19 protein-coding genes are annotated in these 21,396 nt (G+C 46.9%); 15 read left to right on the top strand and 4 right to left on the bottom strand.

Annotation, left to right across the window (positions count from 1 at the left end; all coding sequences use genetic code 11):
• From ACT6NV_RS13820 to ACT6NV_RS13800, 5 genes are all read left to right on the top strand, one after another.
• The gene (locus ACT6NV_RS13820) at window positions 1–1,095 is read left to right on the top strand and encodes an amidohydrolase family protein (protein WP_445385027.1); all 1,095 of its coding nucleotides are present in this window, start codon (window positions 1–3) and stop codon (window positions 1,093–1,095) included.
• 122 nt (window positions 1,096–1,217) lie between these two features.
• Complete coding sequence (locus ACT6NV_RS13815) at window positions 1,218–2,018, top strand: hypothetical protein (protein ID WP_445385026.1); 801 nt, start codon at window positions 1,218–1,220, stop codon at window positions 2,016–2,018.
• 126 nt (window positions 2,019–2,144) lie between these two features.
• Window positions 2,145–2,900 (top strand): SDR family NAD(P)-dependent oxidoreductase, encoded by a 756-nt coding sequence (locus tag ACT6NV_RS13810; RefSeq protein WP_445385025.1) that lies wholly within the window; start codon window positions 2,145–2,147, stop codon window positions 2,898–2,900.
• Window positions 2,901–2,984: 84 nt separating this feature from the next.
• Window positions 2,985–4,211, top strand: a complete 1,227-nt coding sequence (locus tag ACT6NV_RS13805; protein WP_445385024.1) for an NAD(P)/FAD-dependent oxidoreductase — start codon at window positions 2,985–2,987, stop codon at window positions 4,209–4,211.
• A gap of 130 nt (window positions 4,212–4,341) precedes the next feature.
• Complete coding sequence (locus ACT6NV_RS13800) at window positions 4,342–4,563, top strand: hypothetical protein (RefSeq protein ID WP_445385023.1); 222 nt, start codon at window positions 4,342–4,344, stop codon at window positions 4,561–4,563.
• Window positions 4,564–4,634: 71 nt separating this feature from the next.
• Here the strand turns inward: ACT6NV_RS13800 and ACT6NV_RS13795 are convergent, their stop codons facing one another.
• A complete protein-coding gene (locus ACT6NV_RS13795; protein WP_445385022.1) occupies window positions 4,635–5,228 on the bottom strand; it encodes a fasciclin domain-containing protein in 594 nt (197 codons plus the stop codon).
• 342 nt (window positions 5,229–5,570) lie between these two features.
• Between ACT6NV_RS13795 and ACT6NV_RS13790 the strand changes: the two genes are divergently transcribed.
• The 4 genes from ACT6NV_RS13790 (at window position 5,571) to ACT6NV_RS13775 (ending at window position 9,336) form a co-directional block, all read left to right on the top strand.
• Window positions 5,571–5,987, top strand: a complete 417-nt coding sequence (locus tag ACT6NV_RS13790; protein ID WP_445385021.1) for an OsmC family protein — start codon at window positions 5,571–5,573, stop codon at window positions 5,985–5,987.
• Between the two features lie 15 nt (window positions 5,988–6,002).
• Window positions 6,003–7,055: an NAD(P)-dependent alcohol dehydrogenase gene (locus ACT6NV_RS13785; protein WP_445385020.1), complete on the top strand. Its 1,053-nt coding sequence runs from the start codon at window positions 6,003–6,005 to the stop codon at window positions 7,053–7,055.
• A gap of 111 nt (window positions 7,056–7,166) precedes the next feature.
• On the top strand, window positions 7,167–8,327 hold the full coding sequence (locus ACT6NV_RS13780; RefSeq protein ID WP_445385019.1) for a DUF819 family protein: 1,161 nt from the start codon (window positions 7,167–7,169) through the stop codon (window positions 8,325–8,327).
• A gap of 73 nt (window positions 8,328–8,400) precedes the next feature.
• Window positions 8,401–9,336, top strand: coding sequence for an EamA family transporter (locus ACT6NV_RS13775; protein ID WP_445385018.1), 936 nt, complete (start codon window positions 8,401–8,403; stop codon window positions 9,334–9,336).
• Here the strand turns inward: ACT6NV_RS13775 and ACT6NV_RS13770 are convergent.
• Entirely contained in the window at window positions 9,333–11,558 is a 2,226-nt protein-coding gene (locus ACT6NV_RS13770; protein ID WP_445385017.1) for a DUF5916 domain-containing protein, read from the bottom strand. The genes ACT6NV_RS13775 and ACT6NV_RS13770 overlap by 4 nt on opposite strands.
• Before the next feature lie 182 nt (window positions 11,559–11,740).
• Here ACT6NV_RS13770 and ACT6NV_RS13765 point away from each other — a divergent pair, with 182 nt between their 5' ends.
• Together ACT6NV_RS13765 and ACT6NV_RS13760 are read left to right on the top strand one after the other, a co-directional pair.
• A complete protein-coding gene (locus ACT6NV_RS13765) occupies window positions 11,741–12,454 on the top strand; it encodes a protein-L-isoaspartate(D-aspartate) O-methyltransferase (RefSeq protein ID WP_445385016.1) in 714 nt (237 codons plus the stop codon).
• A gap of 97 nt (window positions 12,455–12,551) precedes the next feature.
• Window positions 12,552–12,980, top strand: a complete 429-nt coding sequence (locus tag ACT6NV_RS13760; RefSeq protein ID WP_445382169.1) for an FKBP-type peptidyl-prolyl cis-trans isomerase — start codon at window positions 12,552–12,554, stop codon at window positions 12,978–12,980.
• Between the two features lie 76 nt (window positions 12,981–13,056).
• Here ACT6NV_RS13760 and ACT6NV_RS13755 read toward each other — a convergent pair whose 3' ends face one another.
• Both ACT6NV_RS13755 and ACT6NV_RS13750 read right to left on the bottom strand, forming a co-directional pair.
• Entirely contained in the window at window positions 13,057–14,124 is a 1,068-nt protein-coding gene (locus ACT6NV_RS13755; protein WP_445385015.1) for an endonuclease/exonuclease/phosphatase family protein, read from the bottom strand.
• A 55-nt stretch (window positions 14,125–14,179) separates the two neighbouring features.
• On the bottom strand, window positions 14,180–16,372 hold the full coding sequence (locus ACT6NV_RS13750) for an amino acid permease (RefSeq protein ID WP_445385014.1): 2,193 nt from the start codon (window positions 16,370–16,372) through the stop codon (window positions 14,180–14,182).
• Window positions 16,373–16,473: 101 nt separating this feature from the next.
• Here ACT6NV_RS13750 and ACT6NV_RS13745 point away from each other — a divergent pair, with 101 nt between their 5' ends.
• The 4 genes from ACT6NV_RS13745 to trxA all read left to right on the top strand — a co-directional run bounded on the left by ACT6NV_RS13745 (window position 16,474) and on the right by trxA (window position 21,309).
• Window positions 16,474–17,676 carry a PQQ-dependent sugar dehydrogenase gene (locus ACT6NV_RS13745; RefSeq protein WP_445385013.1) on the top strand — a complete coding sequence of 401 codons (1,203 nt, stop codon included), beginning with the start codon at window positions 16,474–16,476 and terminating at the stop codon, window positions 17,674–17,676.
• A 5-nt stretch (window positions 17,677–17,681) separates the two neighbouring features.
• Window positions 17,682–18,368, top strand: coding sequence for a class I SAM-dependent methyltransferase (locus ACT6NV_RS13740; protein ID WP_445385012.1), 687 nt, complete (start codon window positions 17,682–17,684; stop codon window positions 18,366–18,368).
• Between the two features lie 156 nt (window positions 18,369–18,524).
• Entirely contained in the window at window positions 18,525–20,624 is a 2,100-nt protein-coding gene (locus ACT6NV_RS13735) for an elongation factor G (protein WP_445385011.1), read from the top strand.
• A 322-nt stretch (window positions 20,625–20,946) separates the two neighbouring features.
• Window positions 20,947–21,309, top strand: a complete 363-nt coding sequence (trxA, locus tag ACT6NV_RS13730) for a thioredoxin (RefSeq protein ID WP_445385010.1) — start codon at window positions 20,947–20,949, stop codon at window positions 21,307–21,309.
• Window positions 21,310–21,396 lie beyond the last annotated feature (87 nt).

Raw genomic sequence — 21,396 nt, 5'->3', positions numbered from 1 at the left:
ATGAAAAAATACATACTGATTACTTTTTTACTTACTGCCTTCCCGCCAGGCTTAAGCCTTTACGGACAGGAAATGGGTTTTGAGCAGTACAATCCGAAAAGCACTTTGGTGGTGCCGGAACATCCCGTAAAGCGGGCTAAATTCCCTTTTGTGGACATCCATAGTCATCAATTCAGGATGCCTTCTCAGGAACTGTCCGTATTGGTACGGGCTATGGATAGCCTTAACCTTGCAGTAATGGTGAACCTCAGCGGGGGTTCCGGGGACAACCTGAAAGCTGCTGTCGAAAATGTTAATGCACATTATCCGAATCGTTTTGTGGTGTTTGCCAATGTGGACTTCAGTGGGGTAGGAAGTCCGGGATGGGGCCAGAAAGCAGCTGCCCAGCTGGAAGAAGATGTAAAAAACGGAGCCTCTGGGCTCAAAATCTATAAAAGCCTGGGCTTGCGCAACAGGGATGTTGACGGGAATCGCATAGCAGTAGACGACCCCCGTCTGGACCCCATATGGGCAAAATGTGCGGAACTGAATATTCCGGTCCTGATTCATTCTGCAGACCCAAAATCTTTCTGGGACCCTATGGATGCCAATAATGAGCGGTGGTTGGAGTTAAAGACCCGCCCGCGTCGCAAACGTACTGATACAGATCCGGCTCCATGGCAGCAGATTATAGACGAACAGCACAGGATGTTCAGGAAACATCCGAAAACTAATTTTATAAATGCCCATATGGGATGGTACGCGAACAACCTGGGTCGCCTATCCGAACTAATGGACGAAATGCCCAATATGAATGTGGGTATCGGAGCGATAATAGCAGAATTGGGGCGACAACCCAGGATGGCAAAAGCATTCTTTATAAAATACCAGGATCGTATCCTTTTTGGGAAAGATGCCTGGAACCCTTCGGAATTTCCTACCTATTTCAGGGTTTTGGAGACGGCAGACGAATATTTTCCATACTATAAAAAATACCATGCCTTTTGGTCCATGTACGGTTTGGACCTTCCCGATACTGTACTTAAGAAAGTTTATTACAAAAATGCCATGCGCTTGCTCCCCAAAATAGACGCCTCCCTCTTTCCGGAAGATTAATAAATTCAGGAGGTTTTCTAGTCATCTGCCCTTCAGGAGGTGCTGTTGATCGATTTAATGGGTGCAGCCGCACTAAAGCGTCAATTGTTTCGTTTAAGGGATAAATTTCAATCATTCATTCTATGGAAACAATCAAGCGATATTTAATTGCCGGCCTGATGGTCGGTTCCCTGCTGACATGCCTGCTTCAGAGCTGTAGTACGGATGCCGACGAACAGGAAATAGCTGTTGAAGACCAGCTTACGCAGCAGGAACTGCAAACGGTTCTGGAAACAGACCAATGGACAGCGGTAGCCGATACAGCTCTGGCCGAAATTTACCAGAACGGCAGCGGCGCATCAGGGAAAAGTGCGGCTAATGAATGTTACCAGGTGGTTTATTCGGAGACCGGTTTTACAGCAACTTTCGCAAACTGTGTGCTCAATGGAACGGAAAACGTCAATGGGACACTGGTGGTTACCTATAGCACTAACCCGGATGTAGCCTCTTATACAGCTACTTTTGACGGATTCTTTGTGGGTGCAATCGAATTGAATGGTACCCGTACCTATACCCTGGAAATGGGCGAATCACAAAACAGTATTGCCCTGACGGTAAACAGCGAAATGACCGTTACTTTGGAAGACCAGAGTACGATTATAGAAAGCGGGACCAAAACCCTTACCCTTACTTTTGGTGAAACCCTTGCCGATATCAGCTTTAGCATTACCGGTAACTGGATGCTGCAAGTAGGGGAGAATACCTATTCCGTAACCATCCTTGAGCCCTTGAATGGCAATTTTGAATGTGCCTACCTGCTTAGCGGGATTATGGACCTGAGTAAGAATGGCCTTGAGATTGAAGTTGACTTCGGAGATGGAAGCTGTGATGATATGGCTCAGTTGACCTATCCCAATGGCGCTAAAGAAAATATTTCGCTATAAGGCAACGGAAATAGTTTACCCCGTACAATAATTCTTAAGAGGCCCGCAAAACGGGCCTCTTTTTTTATGTCCTTCGTTCAGATTGTGAATTCACCAAAAAGGGCTTATTTTGAAAAAAAGAACAGTATGAGTTTAAAAGGAAAGTGCATTTTGGTTACCGGAGCCTCCCGGGGGATCGGAGCAGCCATTGCCGGGGAATTGATGCGGCAACAGGCGAGGGTTGTGGTACATTATAATTCAGGGCAAGAAGCCGCATATGAACTGGCAGCGAGTTTTCCAAAGACCCAATCCATTGCTTTACAGGCAAATATGGAAGAGTCAGAAGAAATTAAAAGATTGTTTAAAGAAAGTCTTACCGCACTGGGAAAATTAGATAGTATAGTTTTGAATGCCGGCGTCTTTATTCCTCATCCTCTTTCCATGGAACTCGACCAATGGTGGGAGATCTGGAAAAAAACCCTGAATATTAACCTGAATGCCGCTGGCCTGCTGACCCGGTTGGGGCTTGAGCATTTTAAACAGCATAAAGGAGGTAGATTCCTGTACATAGGAAGCAGGGCTGCCTTCAGGGGTGAGACAGAGGAGTACCTGGCGTATGCGGCCTCCAAAGGTGGGCTGACTTCCCTGGCCCGCAGTGTTGCAAGATCCTACGGTAAGATGGGGGTTACCGCCTTTACTATTGCTCCGGGTTTTACGAAAACCGAAATGGCGGCTTCATTTATGAAAACACATGGGGAGGCCCGGGTTCTAAAGGAATTAGCCCTGAACGAGTTAACCTTACCGGAACATATTGCCCCACTGGCAGCCTTCATTTGCAGTGGTATGATGGATCATGCGACCGGTACTACCATAGACATCAATGCCGGAAGTTATATGCATTGAGAGGTCTGCGGAGCCAAATATGATCGGCTTTTCCTTTTATAAAACCATTTTAAAAGTTGCCCGGGGGCATCGTAAATTTAGCAAATGAAGAAACAAAAAATAGTTATAGTAGGAGCGGGAATAAGCGGTCTGATTGCAGCCACCGTGGCCGAGCAAAACGGTTTTGACCCCTTAATACTGGAGGCATCTGAGCGGGTTGGGGGCCGTGTTAAGACGGACCTTAAAGAGGGGTATTTACTGGACCGTGGCTTTCAGGTACTGCTGACCGCCTATCCGATGGCACAAAAATATCTGGATTACGGAGCTCTGAACCTACAGGCTTTTAAACCCGGAGCACGGATTTTGGGCAGAGGTGGCAGCAGCCGGCTTGGGGACGCTTTGAGAGACAGTAGTTTTTTGCTCCCAACCCTGTTTTCAGCGGCGGGCAGCCTGAAGGATAAATGGAAAGTATTTCGCCTGCAGCGCGCACTTTTGGGGCTGGAGGTCCGGGAGTTATTCGAAAGCCCTCCTCAAACCACATTGGCTTATCTGAGGGACCTCGGTTTTAGTGGGAAAATCATAAAGCAATTCTTTAAGCCGTTTTTTGGGGGGATATTTCTGGAACCCGAATTACAGACCGATGCACGCATGTTCCGCTTCGTATACCATATGTTTGCGGCAGGTTATGCCAGTATCCCCGAGGGAGGGATGGAAGCGATTCCCAGGCAACTGGCAGGGGGCTTGCAACGAACTGAGATTCGTTTTGGGACAAAGGTCAAAGGAGTCGAGACCGGTCGGGTAATGCTACATTCAGGGGAAACCATCCCGGCAGAAGGTATTCTGATCGCCACAGATGGCCCCCTTGAGGTAAATGAAGGATCTCCTGTAAAATGGCATTCCTGTGATACCTTATATTTTGAAACTAAAGACAGGTCGTATCCGGAGCCATGTATCAGCCTGGTTCCAGCGGAAGATAGGCTTATCAACACCATACATTACCCAACAGCCCTGCAGCCAGCCCAAAAAGGCCCGCATGAATTGCTATCGGTTACAGTGATCAGGCCACATAAGTTCACCACTGAAGAACTGGCTGCTGCTGTTCAGCAAGAGTTAAAAGAGTTGGGGATTTCCGTTATTCGTTTCCTAAAACACTACCACATTGAGAAAGCGCTGCCGGTAACCGGCCTTCCTGTAATGAACCTGCCAACCGAACGACTCAAAGTACAGGAAGGAGTATTCCAGGCAGGGGATTATTTGCTCTATCCATCCCTGAATGCTGCCATGCAGAGCGGGGAATTGGCCGTAAAAGCCTTAATAGCATCTTTGAACTGAATTTTGTCTAAACTTTTGTTAATTATAAATAACAGGAAATAGGGAAATAGTAACTTGGGGGCAAAGGGGAGAAGGGACCTAACTTTTTACTCCTTTATAAACTGAAGTTTAATTTAGCTTAATTAAAACGATGGATTTATTGCAGCGAGCTTCTGATTTTGAAAATCGCAAATGGTCGGGAATCACAACAAGTGACCGTGTCCAGGCCAGTCGTGATTTAAAGCAGCTCATATTGGAAATCAATGAGGTCTACAAGAATAACCGCGATCAGCAGCTGATGGAGGTTATGAAACGTTTGACCGAAATTAAACGCAAAGTAGAAAAGCGACTTAAAGGTCGCCTGGAAGTATAATATTTTTAAAATTGCATTGAAAAAGAAAAACCGCCTGTTCAGGCGGTTTTTTTATTGATGGGAACCGAAGATTATTCCGGCATTACCACTGTATCAATAACGTGGATTACCCCGTTGGAGGCTTCTACATCTGTCATTGTTACGTTGGAGGTATTTCCAGCGACATCAGTCAGGATTACTGATCCGTCTTTCAGGCTTAGGGTAATGCTGCCACCTTGTACGGTTTCAACCGGGAAAGCATTGTTATTATCCTGAATTGCCTTTACAACGTCTGCGGCCATATATTTTCCGGATATAACATGATAGGTCAGGATACCTGTAAGAGTTCCTTTGTTTTCAGGCTTCAGCAGGGTTTCTACTGTTCCTTCGGGTAATTTTCCGAAAGCATCATTGGTAGGGGCAAATACAGTAAAAGGTCCTTCCCCGTCCAGGGTAGCTACCAGATCTGCAGCTCCAAGTGCAGCAACCAGGGTGGAGAAAGCTTCATTTCCACTGGCTACCCCGGCAATAGTAGGTGGTGCTTCTGTTACAGCTTCTGTTGCCATTTCTGATTGTTCAGCCATATCTGCAGCCGCATCGTCAGCACTTTTCTTTTTTTCCTGTGCACAGGCCAGGGATAGCATTCCTGCCAAAGCAAGGGTCATTGATGTTTTTAAAATTTTCATAGTCCTTTTTTAGGTTTAAGATGTGAATATTTATTTCGATTTAAAGGTAAGGAACGCAAGCAGGCACTGTTCTTAATATTTGTTTAAATAATTATATATAACGTTAAACATTACATAATTTCAGGATATAGTACCGCATCTTATATAATTAAGTCAATCTTAACCACAACCTGCTTGATTACTTGAATATCTTTTAGTAGTTTACTGCTTTGGATTTACCCTGTATAAGGCCATTTGGGATATCCTCTCAGTTGGTGTTTTCAGGTAGCCCGTGCAACCAAACCAGTTGGCTTCAAACAGTATTTATTTCGATAATTATTCAAAATCTTAAAAAAACAGAAAATGAAATTTACAAGAAAAGCATCCGCACAATGGAAGGGGAGTGGCAAAGAAGGGGGAGGGACCCTCACAACCGCCAGTAAAGTTCTCGAAAACACTCAATATTCGTTTAATACCCGTTTTGCTGACGGAAAAGGTACTAACCCCGAAGAACTTGTTGGGGCTGCCCATTCGGGATGTTTTGCCATGCAGCTTAGTTTTTTACTCGGGGAAGCCGGATATACGCCAGATACCCTGGACGCAGAAGCCACCCTTACATTTGAAGACGGGGCGATCACCCATATACAATTAGATCTTTCCGGGAAAGTTCCGGGAATCGATGCCGGCGAATTTGAAAAGATTGCCGGAAAAGCCAAGGAGATCTGTCCTATTTCCAAGCTGCTGGACACTGACATTTCCCTGAGCGTAACCTTAATTTAAAAATCAAAAAACACTATGAGTCAAACCGTAAAAGCATACGGAACAAAGGCAGCAGACAAACCCCTGCAGGCGCTGGACATACAACGTCGCGAGCCCAATGAAGAAGATGTACATATTGAAATCACCTATTGCGGGGTATGTCACAGCGATATACATACTGCGCGTAACGAATGGCATAATTCCACCTACCCTGTTGTCCCCGGACACGAAATCATCGGAAGGGTACGGGAGGTCGGAAGCAAAGTAAGCCGTTTCAAAGTCGGAGATTTAGTGGGCGTGGGGTGTATGGTAGATTCCTGCCAGGAGTGCGACCCCTGTAAACAGGAGTTGGAACAGTTCTGTGAAAAGGGATGTACCTTTACCTATAACAGCCCGGACCCGCACCTGGGTAGCCAGACCTATGGCGGCTATTCCACCCATGTGGTTGTAAAGGAAGAATTTGTACTTAAGGTGCCAGAAAATATAGATGAAAAAGGAGCGGCTCCGCTTCTGTGTGCGGGCATAACCACCTGGTCTCCATTGAAACACTGGAAGGTGGGTAAGGGAGACAAGGTCGGGGTAGTCGGTTTAGGCGGCCTCGGGCACATGGGAATAAAATTTGCCAGCGCGATGGGCGCACACGTGGTAATGATCACCCGTTCGCCCGATAAGGCAGCGGATGCTCGCAGCCTGGGAGCGGACGAAGTATTGCTCTCCACTGACGAGAAAGATATGCAGGCTCAGGCCAACAGTTTTGATTTTATACTGAATACCATCCCGGTAGGCCATGAGATGGATCCCTATATTTCCCTTTTGAAAATAGATGCGACCATGGTACTGGTAGGAGCGGTGGAACCCCTGAAACCCTTTCACGGCGCAAATATCATCATGGGAAGGAAACGCATAGCCGGTTCCCTTATCGGCGGGATAGCGGAAACCCAGGAAATGCTGGATTTCTGCGGTGAGCATAATATCGTTTCGGATATTGAGCTTATTAAGATGCAGGACATCAATGAGGCTTATGACAGGGTCGTAGCTTCGGATGTGAAATACCGCTTCGTTATAGATATGCAGTCTTTAAAAGATTAAAGATTCAAAATAAGCTGAAAACCACGCCTTGGGCGTGGTTTTTTTATTTCTGTTTACTGCATAAAAGGCAATCGGTGTATAAATGCTATCTTTTGACCTGTAAAAAAGCATATGGAAATTATTGAAAGCCCGCTCTATATCGTTTCTGCCCTGGCCCTGATTCTGCTTTTATCCCACTGGATTAGTAACAGGCCCTTTTTTAAAGCCTTTGGCATTGCCCTGATGGTGATTCTGGTGGGAGCCTTATTTTCAAACTCAGGGTTGATCCCAAGCGCAGCGAACCCGGTATACGATACTATTTTTGAGATAGTTGCCCCGGCCGCTCTTTTCCTGCTCCTGTTGGATGTGAATCTAATGCAACTCAAAAAAACCGGAGTCCCCATTTTATTACTTTTTGTGGTAGGCAGCCTTGGGACTGTTGCCGGGGTTTTCATTGCGAGCCAGATTGTTTCGGATGGTCCCTTATTCCAAGGAATGTACAATGCCCTGGCCGGGATGTTCACCGGTACCTATACCGGTGGAAGTATCAATTTTAACGCAGTGGCCCTGCATTACGAAGTTATGGATAACGGACTGCTGTATACAGCTGCAGTAGCTGCAGACAATGTGCTTACTACCATCTGGTTTTTTGTTACCATAACCCTGCCGGTACTCCTGCAGCGTATTTTGCCATATAAAAAGTTGGCGGCGCCCGATGGCGCTGAATCCGCTGTGAAAGTTACACAGGATGATGAAAGGGCTCAGCTCGACATTGGAAATCTTTCCTTCTGGGTCGCCCTCAGTGGCGGGGGTCTTTTACTGGCCTCCTGGCTGACTGAATTACTGGAAACAGCCCTCGGACTTAAAATCCCCTTTATGATCACCCTTACGACCCTCGCCCTTTTATTGGCACAGATTCCCGCACTGCACAGATTGAAAGGGAATATGTTCCTGGGCAGCTGGGCTATCTATTTGTTTCTGGCAGTGGTAGGGGCTTTTTGCGATATAGGTGCCCTGGCTTCTGCCGGGCAACTGGCCGTTTTGTTACTCCTCTTTGTTCTGATTACGGTTGTGGTACACGGCCTTATTGTGTTCGGCTTTAGTTACCTCGCGGGCTATGGGTGGGAATTGGCAGCAATCGCTTCCCAGGCCAATGTTGGCGGAGGTACCACGGCCATGGCCCTGGCAAAAAATTTTAAAAGGGATGAACTCATTCTTCCGGCCATTATAATTGGTTCTTTTGGAAATGCCCTGGGGACTTACCTGGGCTTTATGGTCGCCGGATATTTATAGTGGCCTCAATTAATTCCGTTACTGTATTATAAATCAGGAGGAAAGCGTAATATTGCTTCATAATTTCAACCGAATGGATTCAGAACCCAAACTGCCACTGGTTATCGGCGCCTTCTTCGCGATTTATGTGATCTGGGGTTCTACCTACCTGCTCAATAAAATAGCGGTCACAGAATTGCCTCCATTTTTACTGGCCGGAATCCGTTTTACCACAGCCAGTATCCTGATCTTTGGAATTGCCATGGCAATGGGGAAACCCCTTAAGATAAGCTGGCGGCAACTGCTCAATACCATCATTGCCGGTTTTCTTTTCCTGAGTTTTGGCAATGGGGTAGTGGTATGGGCGCTGCGCTATGTAGACAGTAATTTTGCGGCCCTGGTTATTTCGGCCCAGCCCCTGATAATCCTCCTGATGATGTGGATGCTGCAGGGTAAAAAAATTCAGCCCATGTCGTTAGTCGGGATAGTGCTGGGTATAATAGGGATTTATTTGCTGATCGCTCAAAAGGAAGTGGTTCGGCTGGAAAACTCCTTTACGGGCATTTTGATGATATTTTCGGCCATGCTTGCCTGGGCCTACGGCAGTTTATTCGTGGGCCGAGCCGACCTCCCCCGAAACTATCTGGTGAATACCGGTTATCAGATGCTTACAGGGGGAATTTTACTGGGGCTGATGAGCGTAATTTTCGGGGAACCCTGGGTGTCCCCCCTGGACTGGTCTGCCAACACGCACTGGGCCATGTTATTGTTGGTGATTTTTGGCAGCATTGTAGCCTTTACTTCCTTTAATTTCCTTCTGAAAACGGTGTCACCTGAAAAAGTTGCAACAAACACCTATGTAAACCCAATAGTGGCCATGCTGCTGGGGTGGTATTTTCTCGATGAGCAAATTACCCTGCAGTCTTTGATGGCCGCCGGAATCCTTCTCACCGGGGTTTACTTTATCAATACGCGAAAAAAGTTGGTTGGACTCTCCAGATTCAGGGGGCGGGGACAGGAGCAGGTTTAATTCAGGATATCAAAACGGTGGGTGTATTTCACTGTAAACACCTGATTGTCCAGATTGTCGATCAGGTCGTCATCCCTTACAATATTCAGTACTACAAATAAACCCGTATTGGCATTCTGAAGCCATCCGAAGCGGGCATTCACGGAGGTAACATTGGAGACATTGTTTCGCTGGATCAGGCTTTGCAGAAAAATACGGGGCGTAAAGGAATACGCCAGTCGCAACCCGCTTACAAAAGCCGTTACGTTACCCGTATCCAGTTTTATATCGCTGTGGCTGAAGGTAAGGGAGGAAACAAATTTATCTCCGAGACGATAATTGGCAGTACCACTATTGGTGATCCGGTTCCCGTTGAAATAGCCTCCGATAAAGGTCCTGGAACTTAATGAAAAAGCGTTGTTGGGGTTGGTGATCAGCACCAGTTGTAATTCTTCATTTACATAATTCCCTACAGGTACAGTCACCCTGGAAATATTAAAAGGGGTCAGCACCCTTTCGGTGGTAAAATTAATCCCGGTATGGATCTCAAAACCGCTACGCCAGACCCAGTGGTTATCCACATGCAGGAAACTGGTAATAAGTTCATCGTCAAAGTTCCAGTAACCCCTGTAGGAGAGGTGTGGGCGGATCTCGAACATTTTACGGGCATTTTTAAATCTGTGGGCCTTAAAAATCAGGAGTTCCGGTTTACGGAAAGCGGTTCGCTGTAAAAAACCAACTTCCGGATTAAATCCTTCTCCAACTTCAGTGTACCCGGCATTCAAATTCCATCCATCCCAATTGTAATTGCCCAAAATCTTAAAAGCATGATCATTTTCCTCAACCCCCGGAGTGGTGCTTTTCGCAATAAATCCGGTTACTTCAGCCTTATTTCCAATCCCCCATTTCCCGTCAATCGCATACACCCGGTTGTAGTTATCTTCCAGAGCCCCGAGACCCGCCCGGCTGGTAAAAATCCCACCCAGGGAGGAGCGGCTGCCCGGAAAATTGTGGTTTACCCTGGCCACCGTAAAATTATTCTCCTCAATTCCGGCTTCGGCCACGTCTTCTGTAAACATACTCAGAAGCCCTACATTGGTCTGCCCGACTTTCCCGGAAACCCGGGCTCCGCCAATGATCGGAACAATGCTCCCGTCTGTCCCTAATCCTATCCTTCGGCTGAAAAACAGATCCACTTCCCCCGGACTACCTACGCCGAATTGCCCGGCATTTTCAAGGAAGAAGGCCCTTTTTTCAGGGAAAAAGAGATTGAAGCGATCCAGGTTCACTTGCTGGTCGTCTACCTCCACCTGGGCAAAGTCAGTATTATAGGTAAGGTCCAGGGTCAGGCTGGGGGTAATACTGTATTTAATGTCTGCCCCGAATTCAAAATTGGTATCGGTTTCTGAAGGGGATACCGCCTGGTCATTTACTACCTGCCCGAGCACATAGGGGATGAGTTTTAAATTCCCCGGATTTTGCAGGTTTAAGCCCGTCAGTTTTCCCGCAAGGGATAACCGCTTCATATCGAAGCCGAGCGGGAGGGAGGTCCAGAAGGCCGTTTCGGTATTCTTGCTGATATTCCGCCGGAAATTCATCCCCCAGGTACGGTTGGTTCCGGCAGCAAAACGAAGCGAACGCAGCGGAATGGCAAATTCTGCACTCCAGCCGTAGTCTCCAATTTGGGTGCTTACCTTCCAGGTGGCATCCCAGTTGATATTTGTCCCCCCTATGACCCCGCCCTGCTGGCGGTTGGCATTGAAATTTCCCTTTCCTTCATTGTTGATCTGGGCATCGTATTCCATGCCCTGTGCATTGGTGCCAAAAAGAAAGCCATTCTGATTGTCATTGTAGGTGTCGATAATAAAAAGGAAGCTGTCTTCGTCATTCAGGTCTGCATCCCTCCTGGAATCCGAAACAACAATATTCTCAGGATCCGAATCGTAGCAGACAACCGCCACATAGAACGTCCCCTGGCTTACGGCAACCCGAATACTGGTTTTTTCAGAAACCGCCTCTCCATAATTGGGACGCAGTTGTATGAGATCTTCTATGGCAGGAATCCCCTGCCAAACCGGGTCATTGAGAATTTCACCGTCTACAACAGGGTCTTCCGAAAGGCTGGCTGCCTGGTAGGTTGGCTTAATTACTACTGAGTCTTTTCGGGGGCCGGACTGCCCTAAGGCAAAGGCACAGGTTAGAAACAGGAGGAGGGAGATCCCGCTTTGCGCTATGAAATTCATCTGAGTTAGTTGGTCAGTGTTTAAAGATAAGTTTTTTCGTTAATGAATCTGTTATAAGTTCGAATGGATTACCAATACCTCTTTAACCCTCGGGTTAACAAATGATTTGGTTGGTCTAATAGATTGATTATTTTATCTTTAGATGATGCACATTCGCTTTTTTAAGCTACTATATTTTAAAAATGAAACCGGATAGGATAAGGGGATTTTTGAAGCATATGTTTTTATTTCTGGGTCTTGCCTGTTTAAAAGCCCAGGAACCTGACTTTGCTGCCTTGCGGGCTCAAATGGTGCGAGAGCAGCTCAAAGCCAGGGATATCCGGCAGGAAGCCGTCCTAAATGCTATGGAGTCCATCCCCAGGCACCTTTTTGTGCCAAAAAACAAACAGCTTTTCGCATATGAAGACGGCCCTTTATCCATAGGGGAGGGGCAAACCATTTCCCAACCCTATATAGTGGCTTTTATGACACAGGCACTAAAGTTAAACGGCGATGAAAAAGTCTTGGAAATTGGCACAGGATCCGGATATCAGGCTGCTGTACTAGCTGCCATTGCCCGGGACGTTTATACAATCGAAATTGTGCCTTCTCTTGGGAAAGCCGCACAGGAGCGTCTTTTAAAGATGGGGTACAATAATATCCAGGTTCGAATAGGAGATGGTTATGCCGGATGGCCCGAGCAGGCTCCTTTTGATGCCATAATGGTGACAGCCGGGGCGGAAGAAATTCCTGAGCCCTTATTGCAGCAACTGGCCGAGGGAGGCCGGATGCTGATCCCTCTAGGGCCGCACCGTGGGGTACGTAATCTGGTGCTGGTCGAGAAGAAAAAGGGCAAATTCCGTCAAAAAAACCTGATGAAAGTACGTTTTGTCCCCTTTACCCGTAATAAATCTTAAGATTTTGTCAATCCTTCCAGAAAATCGCGGTTTTATGCCGCTAACCATAGTAAAGCCCTTACCTTTGCAAACGATTAAAAATTAGAAATTTAGAAGTATGAGTAAAGTAAAAGCAAATGATATGGTGAAGGTTCACTATACAGGAAAGCTGACCAATGGTGAAGTATTTGACAGTTCCCTGGAGCGTGAACCGCTGGAAGTACAATTGGGGCAGGGACAACTGATCCCGGGCTTTGAAAAGGGATTGGTTGACATGGAAGTCAATGAGAAAAAAACAATCACCATTCCTAAAGAAGAAGCCTATGGAGAGGTACAGAAAGAACTTTTCCATAAAATTGAAAAGGAACAATTGCCCGATACGATCAAGCCCGAAGTAGGGATGGGGCTGGTTGCCCGCAATGAAGACGGGACCGAACGCCAGTTACGCGTGGCCCAGGTAAATGAAGACAGCATCGTTGTTGATGCAAACCACCCGCTGGCCGGGCAGGATTTGATTTTTGAACTGGAGTTGCTCCAGATCAAATAATTAATCTGAGATAAATAAAAAGCCGCTTCTGAAAGGAGCGGCTTTTTTTATAGGTACAGGCGACCCATTTTTGATATCACAGCATCTCTCGCAAAGGATCTGCCTTTTTAATTTTTTTTGTTGCCCTTTTGTGATCCTCAGCCTCTGCTTCAGGCAAGTGCTCTGCCTTAGCAACGGTTTCACTGAAATATATTGCCGTAAAGATCGGGAAGTGATCGGAACCAATATGCGGTAATCGCTTGTAACGAATCAACTTAAAATGTTCGGAGAGGAAAATATGGTCCAGAGGCCAGCGAAAAAAAGGGTAGCGGGTATGGAAGGTATTGAAAAATCCCCTGCCCACCCGGGGGTCCCGCAACCCGCTGATCTTTTGAAACAAACGGGTCGTATTAGACCAGGCCACATCATTGAGGTCGCCGCATATCAGGATGGGTTCGGAAGAGTTGCTGACTTTTTTCCCGACCATTAACAATTCTGCATCCCTGGGGGTGGAGGTCTCACTTTCAGTAGGGCTGGGTGGTTCCGGATGCAGGCAAAAAAGCCTTACGTCTTTCCCGCACCGGAGCCGGATCTGGGCGTCAATGGACGGAATGCCCTCCGTAATCAGGTAGTTCACAGAATGTTCTTTAATGGGAAGCTTTGAATAAAGGTGCATCCCGTACAGATTGTCCATTGGTACTTTTATCGTATGCGGATAAGCTTCTTCGAGTGGTCTTAACTGATCTTCCCACCAGGAATTTGTTTCCAGGGTTAGTAGCAGGTCGGGCCGCATCTTTTCTGCCAGAGCCAATAGTTTACCGGTCTTTTTATTGGTCATTAGGACATTACTTACCATTATGGATAGCACTCTTTCCGGATCCTGAGTATCTGCCGCAGGGACCTGCCTCTTGCTGAAAGGGGTGTAGGGAAAGATTTTGTAAAGCTGATATCCCAGAGCCAGCAACAGTACCGCTGCCAGAAGGTAGTCCCAAAACCGCCAGTCCGGCAGCCCGCTTAGCGAAAAGCCCAGGGATACCACTAGCAAGACTGCAACCTGCACCCTGGGAAAATCAAAGATACGGATCCACCATTCCTGGCGTCTGAGAAGACCCATAAACGTAAATAAAATGGATAAAATCGAAATAATCAGCACTAAAATTTCCAAGGACCTTATTTATTTGGATTTCGAAAGTACACTTTCTCAATTATTAGGACCAGGATCAGGCCAGAATACTTTCATGCCCGGAATCTTTGACAAACAAACAGGAACTTTGTGTTTTGGCAGACATTTCTTTTACAAAGTCAAAAGGAAGGTTCTCATCCATGCCAAAGATGTTAAGGTCTGCTGCCGGGGCAATCTCAACAATGTCCCTGAAAGCCCCAATATGAATCTCGGTGAGGGTTTGAGGCAGGCGGGCCAGGTTGATCAGGGAATCCAGGAATTCTCTGGCATTATCCGCTTCTTTTGGATCTTCTATGACCATAATAAGCCTGATTTTGGCTCCCCAGTTTATTTTTAGTTTGTAGGCAACCAGAATGGACAGGTCCAGATTTCCGATATCCCAGCCTAGACTCCAGTTGCCCTTTCGGTCACTTACCCAGACATTGATGGTGTTTCGCTGTCCCAGCAGGGCAGTAGGATGTGACAGGAACAGGAGGATTCCTATTTCAAGGCGAATGGACTCCTTCATGACCGGTCTGAGTTCCGTTTCGTAATCATCGTGGTCCTGCATATTGAGAAATACAATATTGGGTTTGAAAAAAGCGCCCTGCAAGGCCTGACTCCCATAATTGATGCCATTTGCAAACTGGTCGGTACATATAACTGAATAGGAAGAAAATACCCCTTTTTGACGGAAAGCAGAAGCTACACTTTCCAGTTGCCCGGCAAGTTTTTCGGCTTCGGAAAAAGGTTTGATGCCCAGAAGCTTAATCGATCCTTTGGGCCGGGTAATATTCCGGAGGAATTCAAAATTGCCTTTCAGGCCATTCAGATCCCGTACGGGTACCATCAGGTTGGCCTTCCAGGCCCGCTGTTGCATCTTTTTCATTCCCCAGGTATGTTTGGCTGCCCATTCTGCAAAGGATACAAATAAGCCGGAGCGTACATCCTCGAAAGGGGTCTCAAGGTTTTGCCTGGACAGGTACCAGTATACCATCAGTACAATCATTACAGAAAGGAGGCTTATTGTAGGGTTAATGATAAACATGGCAAATACTGCAGAAATGAGTCCCAGCCAGGGCACCCACCTGTGGATTTTAAAAATGGGGCGATAACTGATCAGCCCGAGGTTTTGCTCTATAATCACCACAATGTTGATCATGACATAAGTAATAAGGAAAAAGAGCGTCACTAAAGGGGCTACAGCATTGATATTCCGCAACATAAGGGTTGTTAAAATTAGTATACCTGTAACCATCATGGCATTGCGGGGTTGCCCGTTTGGGCTCTGTCCTTTCAGGAAATTGGAATAGGGCAGGACCTTGTGTTCTCCCATGGCAAAGAGAATACGGGAAGAGCCTACTATAGAGGCCAGGGCAGAGGAAAAGGTTGCTCCCAGGATCCCGGCTATGATCAGGGGGCCAAAATAGGCCTTATCTACCATGACGTAATAATTGTTCAGCAATTCATCTTCTGTGGCAGAACGCGCAATCCAGAAGGCCAGTAACATATAGATAATAAAGCTAACCCCAATGGCCCAGAGCGTGCCTTTTGGGATATTGCTTTTGGGATCCTTGAGTTCCCCGGACATATTGGCACCGGCCATAATACCGGTGGCCGCCGGAAAGAAGACGGCAAATACAACCCAGAAATTACTGCCGCTGAAGTTATTTTCCACCGAACCCCGGAATGAACCCCATTTAAGAGCTTCTAAACTGGGAATTTCCATTATTCCGTTATAGGCTGCTACCACTATGGAAATCAGGGACAGTACAATAATCGCCATAATTATGAACTGTGTTTTGATGGCGAGGTTGGCGCTGATGTAGGCAATGGTAAAAAGCAGCCCGAAAACAATTACATCTACAAGTAAAGCATTGTGATCGGGAAAGATCCCCAGCCATCCTTCCCGGAAACCAAAAATATACATGGTTACCGCCAGGCCCTGGGAAATATAGCGCGGAATGCCGAGGCTACCGCCTACCTCAAGCCCCAGTGCCTGAGAAACAATGGCATAGGCACCACCTGCGCCGATACGGATATTGGTGGTTATCGCAGACATAGACAGTGCCGTACAAAGGGTAATCAGGAAAGACACTACAATAATAAGCCAGGTACCCAGCAATCCTGCATTTCCCACAACCCATCCGAGCCGCAGGTACATAATAACACCGAGGATGGTGAGCAGAGTTGGTGTAAAAACCCCTCCGAAAGTTCCAAATTTCTTTAAGGATACAGGCTGTTTTTCCATAAAAGAGGCTGTGAGGTTGGTTCCATTAAATTACTAAATAAATCTGACCGGGCTCATATGCATTTGAATCACTATTTTTGTGAGGCAAAAAACAAGCAGCTATGAAATCCCCTAATATCCTTATTAAGACTCTATTGATCGGTTTCCTGGGCTTTGCCCTATTTTCCTGTAAAATGGATACCTCCGGAAAAGATGCGGATAGCTCACTTATCCAATATGAAGAAGCCGCCAGTATCCTTCCTTTGGAACGATTAAAACTCCCTCCGGGTTTTACAATCGAAGTATATGCTGATAGTATAGATGGGGCCCGTTCCATGGCCATGGGAGATGACGGGACATTGTTTGTGGGAACGCGCAATGATAAAACGGTTTATGCCATCCAGGACCGGGACCGGGATTACCGCGCCGATAATGTGATCATTTTGGATTCGACCCTGGAGGTACCCAATGGAATCGCTTTTCGAAATGGCTCCCTTTATGTTGCAGAAGTAGGGCGTTTACTGAGATACGACAGCATTGAAAGCCGGCTGAGCAACCCTCCGGCTCCTGTTGTAGTGTATGACGACTACCCTACAGAATTCCATCACGGCTGGAAATACATTGCTTTCGGCCCTGACGATAAACTTTATGTACCGGTGGGAGCGCCCTGTAATATTTGTGATTCCGCCCAGGCAGATCCGCGCTATGCCTCCATTACACGGATGGACCCGGACGGCAGCAACCGAGAAATTGTAGCTCATGGGGTGCGCAATACGGTAGGCTTTACCTGGCATCCACAAACCGGGGAGCTCTGGTTTACCGATAACGGCCGGGACATGATGGGAGACGATATCCCTCCCTGTGAACTGAACCGGGTCAGCCAGGTGGGGCAGCATTTCGGATATCCTTTCTGCCACGGAGGGACCATTCCAGACCCGGAATACGGCCAGCAGCGGCCCTGTTCAGAATTCGTGGCGCCGGTACAGAATTTGGGTGCGCACGTTGCACCCCTGGGGGTGAAATTCCCGGCAGGGGAGATGTTCCCAGCAAAATACAGGGATTACGCCCTGATTGCGGAACACGGCTCCTGGAACCGCTCCAAAAAATCAGGTTACCGCGTCTCCATGGTACAACTTGAAGGCAATAAGGCTGTAAGCTATCAGCCCTTTATAGATGGCTGGCTGGATGAAGAGAGCCAGGAACAGTTCGGGCGGCCGGTAGACCTTTTGTTCCTGGAAGACGGTTCCCTGCTCATTTCGGATGATTTCGGGGATGCTATTTACCGGGTAACCTATTCCAGCGGGGATATGGCCACCTTGCAATAGCCCGGATGTCAAAACTTATACTGCTGATCGGATTGGCCCTTTCCCTGAGCACGGTTCACGGGCAGGGCTATACGTATAAAAAAGGCGACCCTAACGGGATTGGAAAATGGTATATGGGGCGTGAAATTGCCTATGTAATGGGCTATCAGGGCATGCGCTGGCTTGAAAGACCCGAACGCGAAAAAGAGGAAAATACCCTCAAACTACTCGAAAACATGCAGATCAGCCCCGGGGATACCATAGCTGATATTGGGGCAGGATCTGGTTATCACGTGCTGAAAATGGCGCCTGAGGCTGCCAGGATATATGCCGTGGATATACAACAGGAGATGCTGAATGCTCTGGATATACGACGCACGGAAGCCGGTTTGTCCAATATTGAACTGGTAAGGGGCAGTGAGAAGTCTGTTAACCTGCCGGAAAACACCATCGACAAAGTACTGATGGTAGATGTCTATCACGAATTTAGCTTCCCCGGGGAAATGATAGCCTCCATCAAACGCGCCATGCGGGCAGACGCCAAACTCTACCTGATTGAGTACCGGGCCGAAGACCCTAATGTCCCCATCAAAAAACTCCATAAGATGAGCGAAGCCCAGGCGGTAAAGGAAATGCAGGCAGCAGGGCTGAAATTGCTGCAAAACATTTCCAATCTTCCCTGGCAACATTGCATGGTATTTGTAAAAGAGTAGGGGAGGGAAGTGGCCCTGAATACCCCCCACTCAAATCATTTTTTTCCAGCGTAATTTTTCCCAAAACATGGGTCAATGTCATGTTTTCTGAAGCAGGGGGAGCTTATTTTTATATCCTGAACTTCAAACGGACTAGCTAACCCATATTGCAGCATTATGAAAGTATATGACCATAAGCACATTAAAAATATCGTTTTTGTAGGAGCCCATAACAGCGGAAAAACCACCCTGGCGGAAACCATGCTTTTTGAAGCGGGCCTGATCAACCGCCGCGGAACGGTGGAAAATAAGAATACGGTTTCAGATTACCACGATCTGGAACATGAGCGGGGAGCCTCGGTTTTCGCCACCCCCTTGCATACGGAGTGGCGAAACTATAAGATTAATATTATCGACACCCCCGGCCTGGACGACTTCATTGGAGAAATCCTTTCATCTCTCCGCGTTGCGGATACTATTGTGACAGTAGTCAATGCCCGCAGCGGCGTTGAAATAGGAACTGAGATTATCTGGAATTACATCAATTCCTACAACAAACCCACCTTATTTGTAATAAATCAGATAGACCACCCAAAAGCCAGCTATGAAGACAGTTTTCGGCAAATAAAGGGGCTGGTAGGCAATAATGCAGTCAAAATTCAATATCCCATAAAGTTGGATGGGGCGCAGTGTATCATAGACGTTTTAAAAATGAAATGCTACAAGTTCCCGGCGGAAGGGGGCAAGCCTGAAAAATTGCCCATTCCCGAAAACGAGAAAGCCCTAGCAGACCAGCTTCATAATGAGCTGGTTGAAAAAGCAGCCGAAAATGACGAAGCACTGATGGAACTCTTTTTTGAAAAAGGCACGCTTTCGGAAGACGAAATGCGACAGGGGATTAAAGCAGGGATGCTCAACCACGAACTCTTTCCGGTATTCTGCGTTTCGGCACTACAGGATATGGGAAGCGGACGTCTGATGGGCTTTATTGATAATGTAGCCCCGGCAGCTGCCGACCTCAAACCGGAGCAAAGCCTGGAAGGGGAAACCATTGCCCCCTTAAATGATAAACCCACTGCCTTGTTTGTATTCAAAACAATCCATATGCCCAATGTGGGGCAGATTACATTTTTTAAGGTAAAATCCGGGCAGGTACGGGCTGGGGACAAACTGGTAAATTCCCGCAGCGGGGAAACTGAAACGCTGCATCAGCTTTTCATAATGGACGGAAAGAACCGGGAACCGGTTAACCGCCTGGCCGTTGGTGATATAGGGGCCACCCTTAAGCTGAAGAGTACAGAAACCAACGATACGCTACATCAGGAGGGGCACCCAATAACCATACGTCCCATTATTTATCCGGAGGCCAGAACCCGCAAAGCGGTTAGCGCCCGGAAACAACAGGAAGAGGAGAAACTCAGCGAGGCTCTGAAAAAAATTCACAGTCAGGATCCTACCGTTACAATCACCTATTCCCCGGAACTGCGTCAGCAAATCCTGGGTTGCCAGGGTGAGCTGCACCTGGCTACCATCCAATGGATGCTGGAGCATGTATACGGATTGGAAGCTGAATTTATAAAGCCCCGTATCGCCTACAGGGAAACCATCATGAGGGCTGCAACTGCCAACTACCGCCACAAAAAACAATCTGGCGGCGCCGGGCAATTTGCGCAGGTCCATATGAAAATTGAGCCCTGGTACGAGGGCATGCCCGAACCAGAGGGCTTCAATCTCCGGGGCAAAGAGGAAATAGACCTGCCCTGGGGAGGAAAACTGGTTTTCTATAATTGTATAGTAGGCGGGGTAATTGACCAGCGCTACCTGCCCTCAATTCGCAAAGGAATTATGGAGGTTATGGAATCCGGCCCGCTTACCGGCTCTTTTATACGGGATGTACGGGTGATGGTCTACGATGGCAAAATGCATTCGGTAGACTCCAATGATATCGCCTTTAAGATTGCCGGTGCACATGCTTTTAAGGAGGCCTTTTTAAATGCCCGTCCCAGGTTACTGGAACCCATCCGGGAGTTAACGGTGAAAGTTCCTGAGGAAATGGTAGGCTCCGTGATGACGGACCTGCAGTCTCGCCGTTCCATTATTATGGGGATAGACAGCACCGGGGATTACCAGATTTTAAAATGCGCTACTCCGGAAGCGGAGCTTTACGGCTATTCCACCAACCTGCGTTCTTTAACACAGGGCAAAGCTACTTTTAGTACGGCCTTTAAGGCCTTTGAAACCGTGCCGGAGAATGTGCAGAAGAGTTTGGTAAACTAATTAGTGTTTTCATCTTTCTTTTGCTGGCCCAAAAGAAAGAAGGAAAGAAAAGGGCCTTTTCGAAAAAATCAGGAAATTTTTGTGGTACAAAACCACGGAAACGCTTGCGCTCCATGCTTTTTTTTGCCAAGAGCAAAACGCACTTACGCTTGCGTTTCCGTTATTTCTTAGATTTTTTCGGATCAAGGATTATTCAAATCATTAATAAATTGTAGCTAAAAAGCTCTAATTACTTACATAAATTGCCATTAGAACTAACGTAACCTAGGTTACAAGCAGAAAGCGTGATGTTGCCTACCTTTACACTATAAAATTAAAAGCAATGCCTACAGTACAATTAACAACTCAGAAATTTAAAGAGGAAGTATTCGATTATACCACCGAAAAGGAGTGGAATTACAAGGGGAGTAAACCGGCCATTATCGACTTTTATGCAGATTGGTGTGGTCCCTGTAAGATGGTTGCACCCATTTTGGAGGAATTAAGCGAGGAATACCCGGATATTATCATTTACAAGGTGGATACGGAAGCGGAACGGGAATTATCCGCCGTTTTCCAGATCCGCAGCATCCCCAGCATGTTGTTTATTCCCATGGAAAAACAGGCCATGATGAATAGCGGTGCACTGCCTAAGCACGTTCTGGAAGATGTGATAAAGAAAGAATTGCTGGAGGAGGTTTCTTAGGGATACTTTGTGGATCAAAACTGATTTTATGATAATCACATTTATTGTATTTTAAATAAGTTTCCTTTGACATAATACCTGACGATA

The sequence above is a fragment of the Robiginitalea insularis genome (assembly GCF_052497835.1).
The sequence above is the reverse complement of the archived record's forward strand: the minus strand, read 5'-3'. Positions and strand labels throughout refer to the sequence as shown.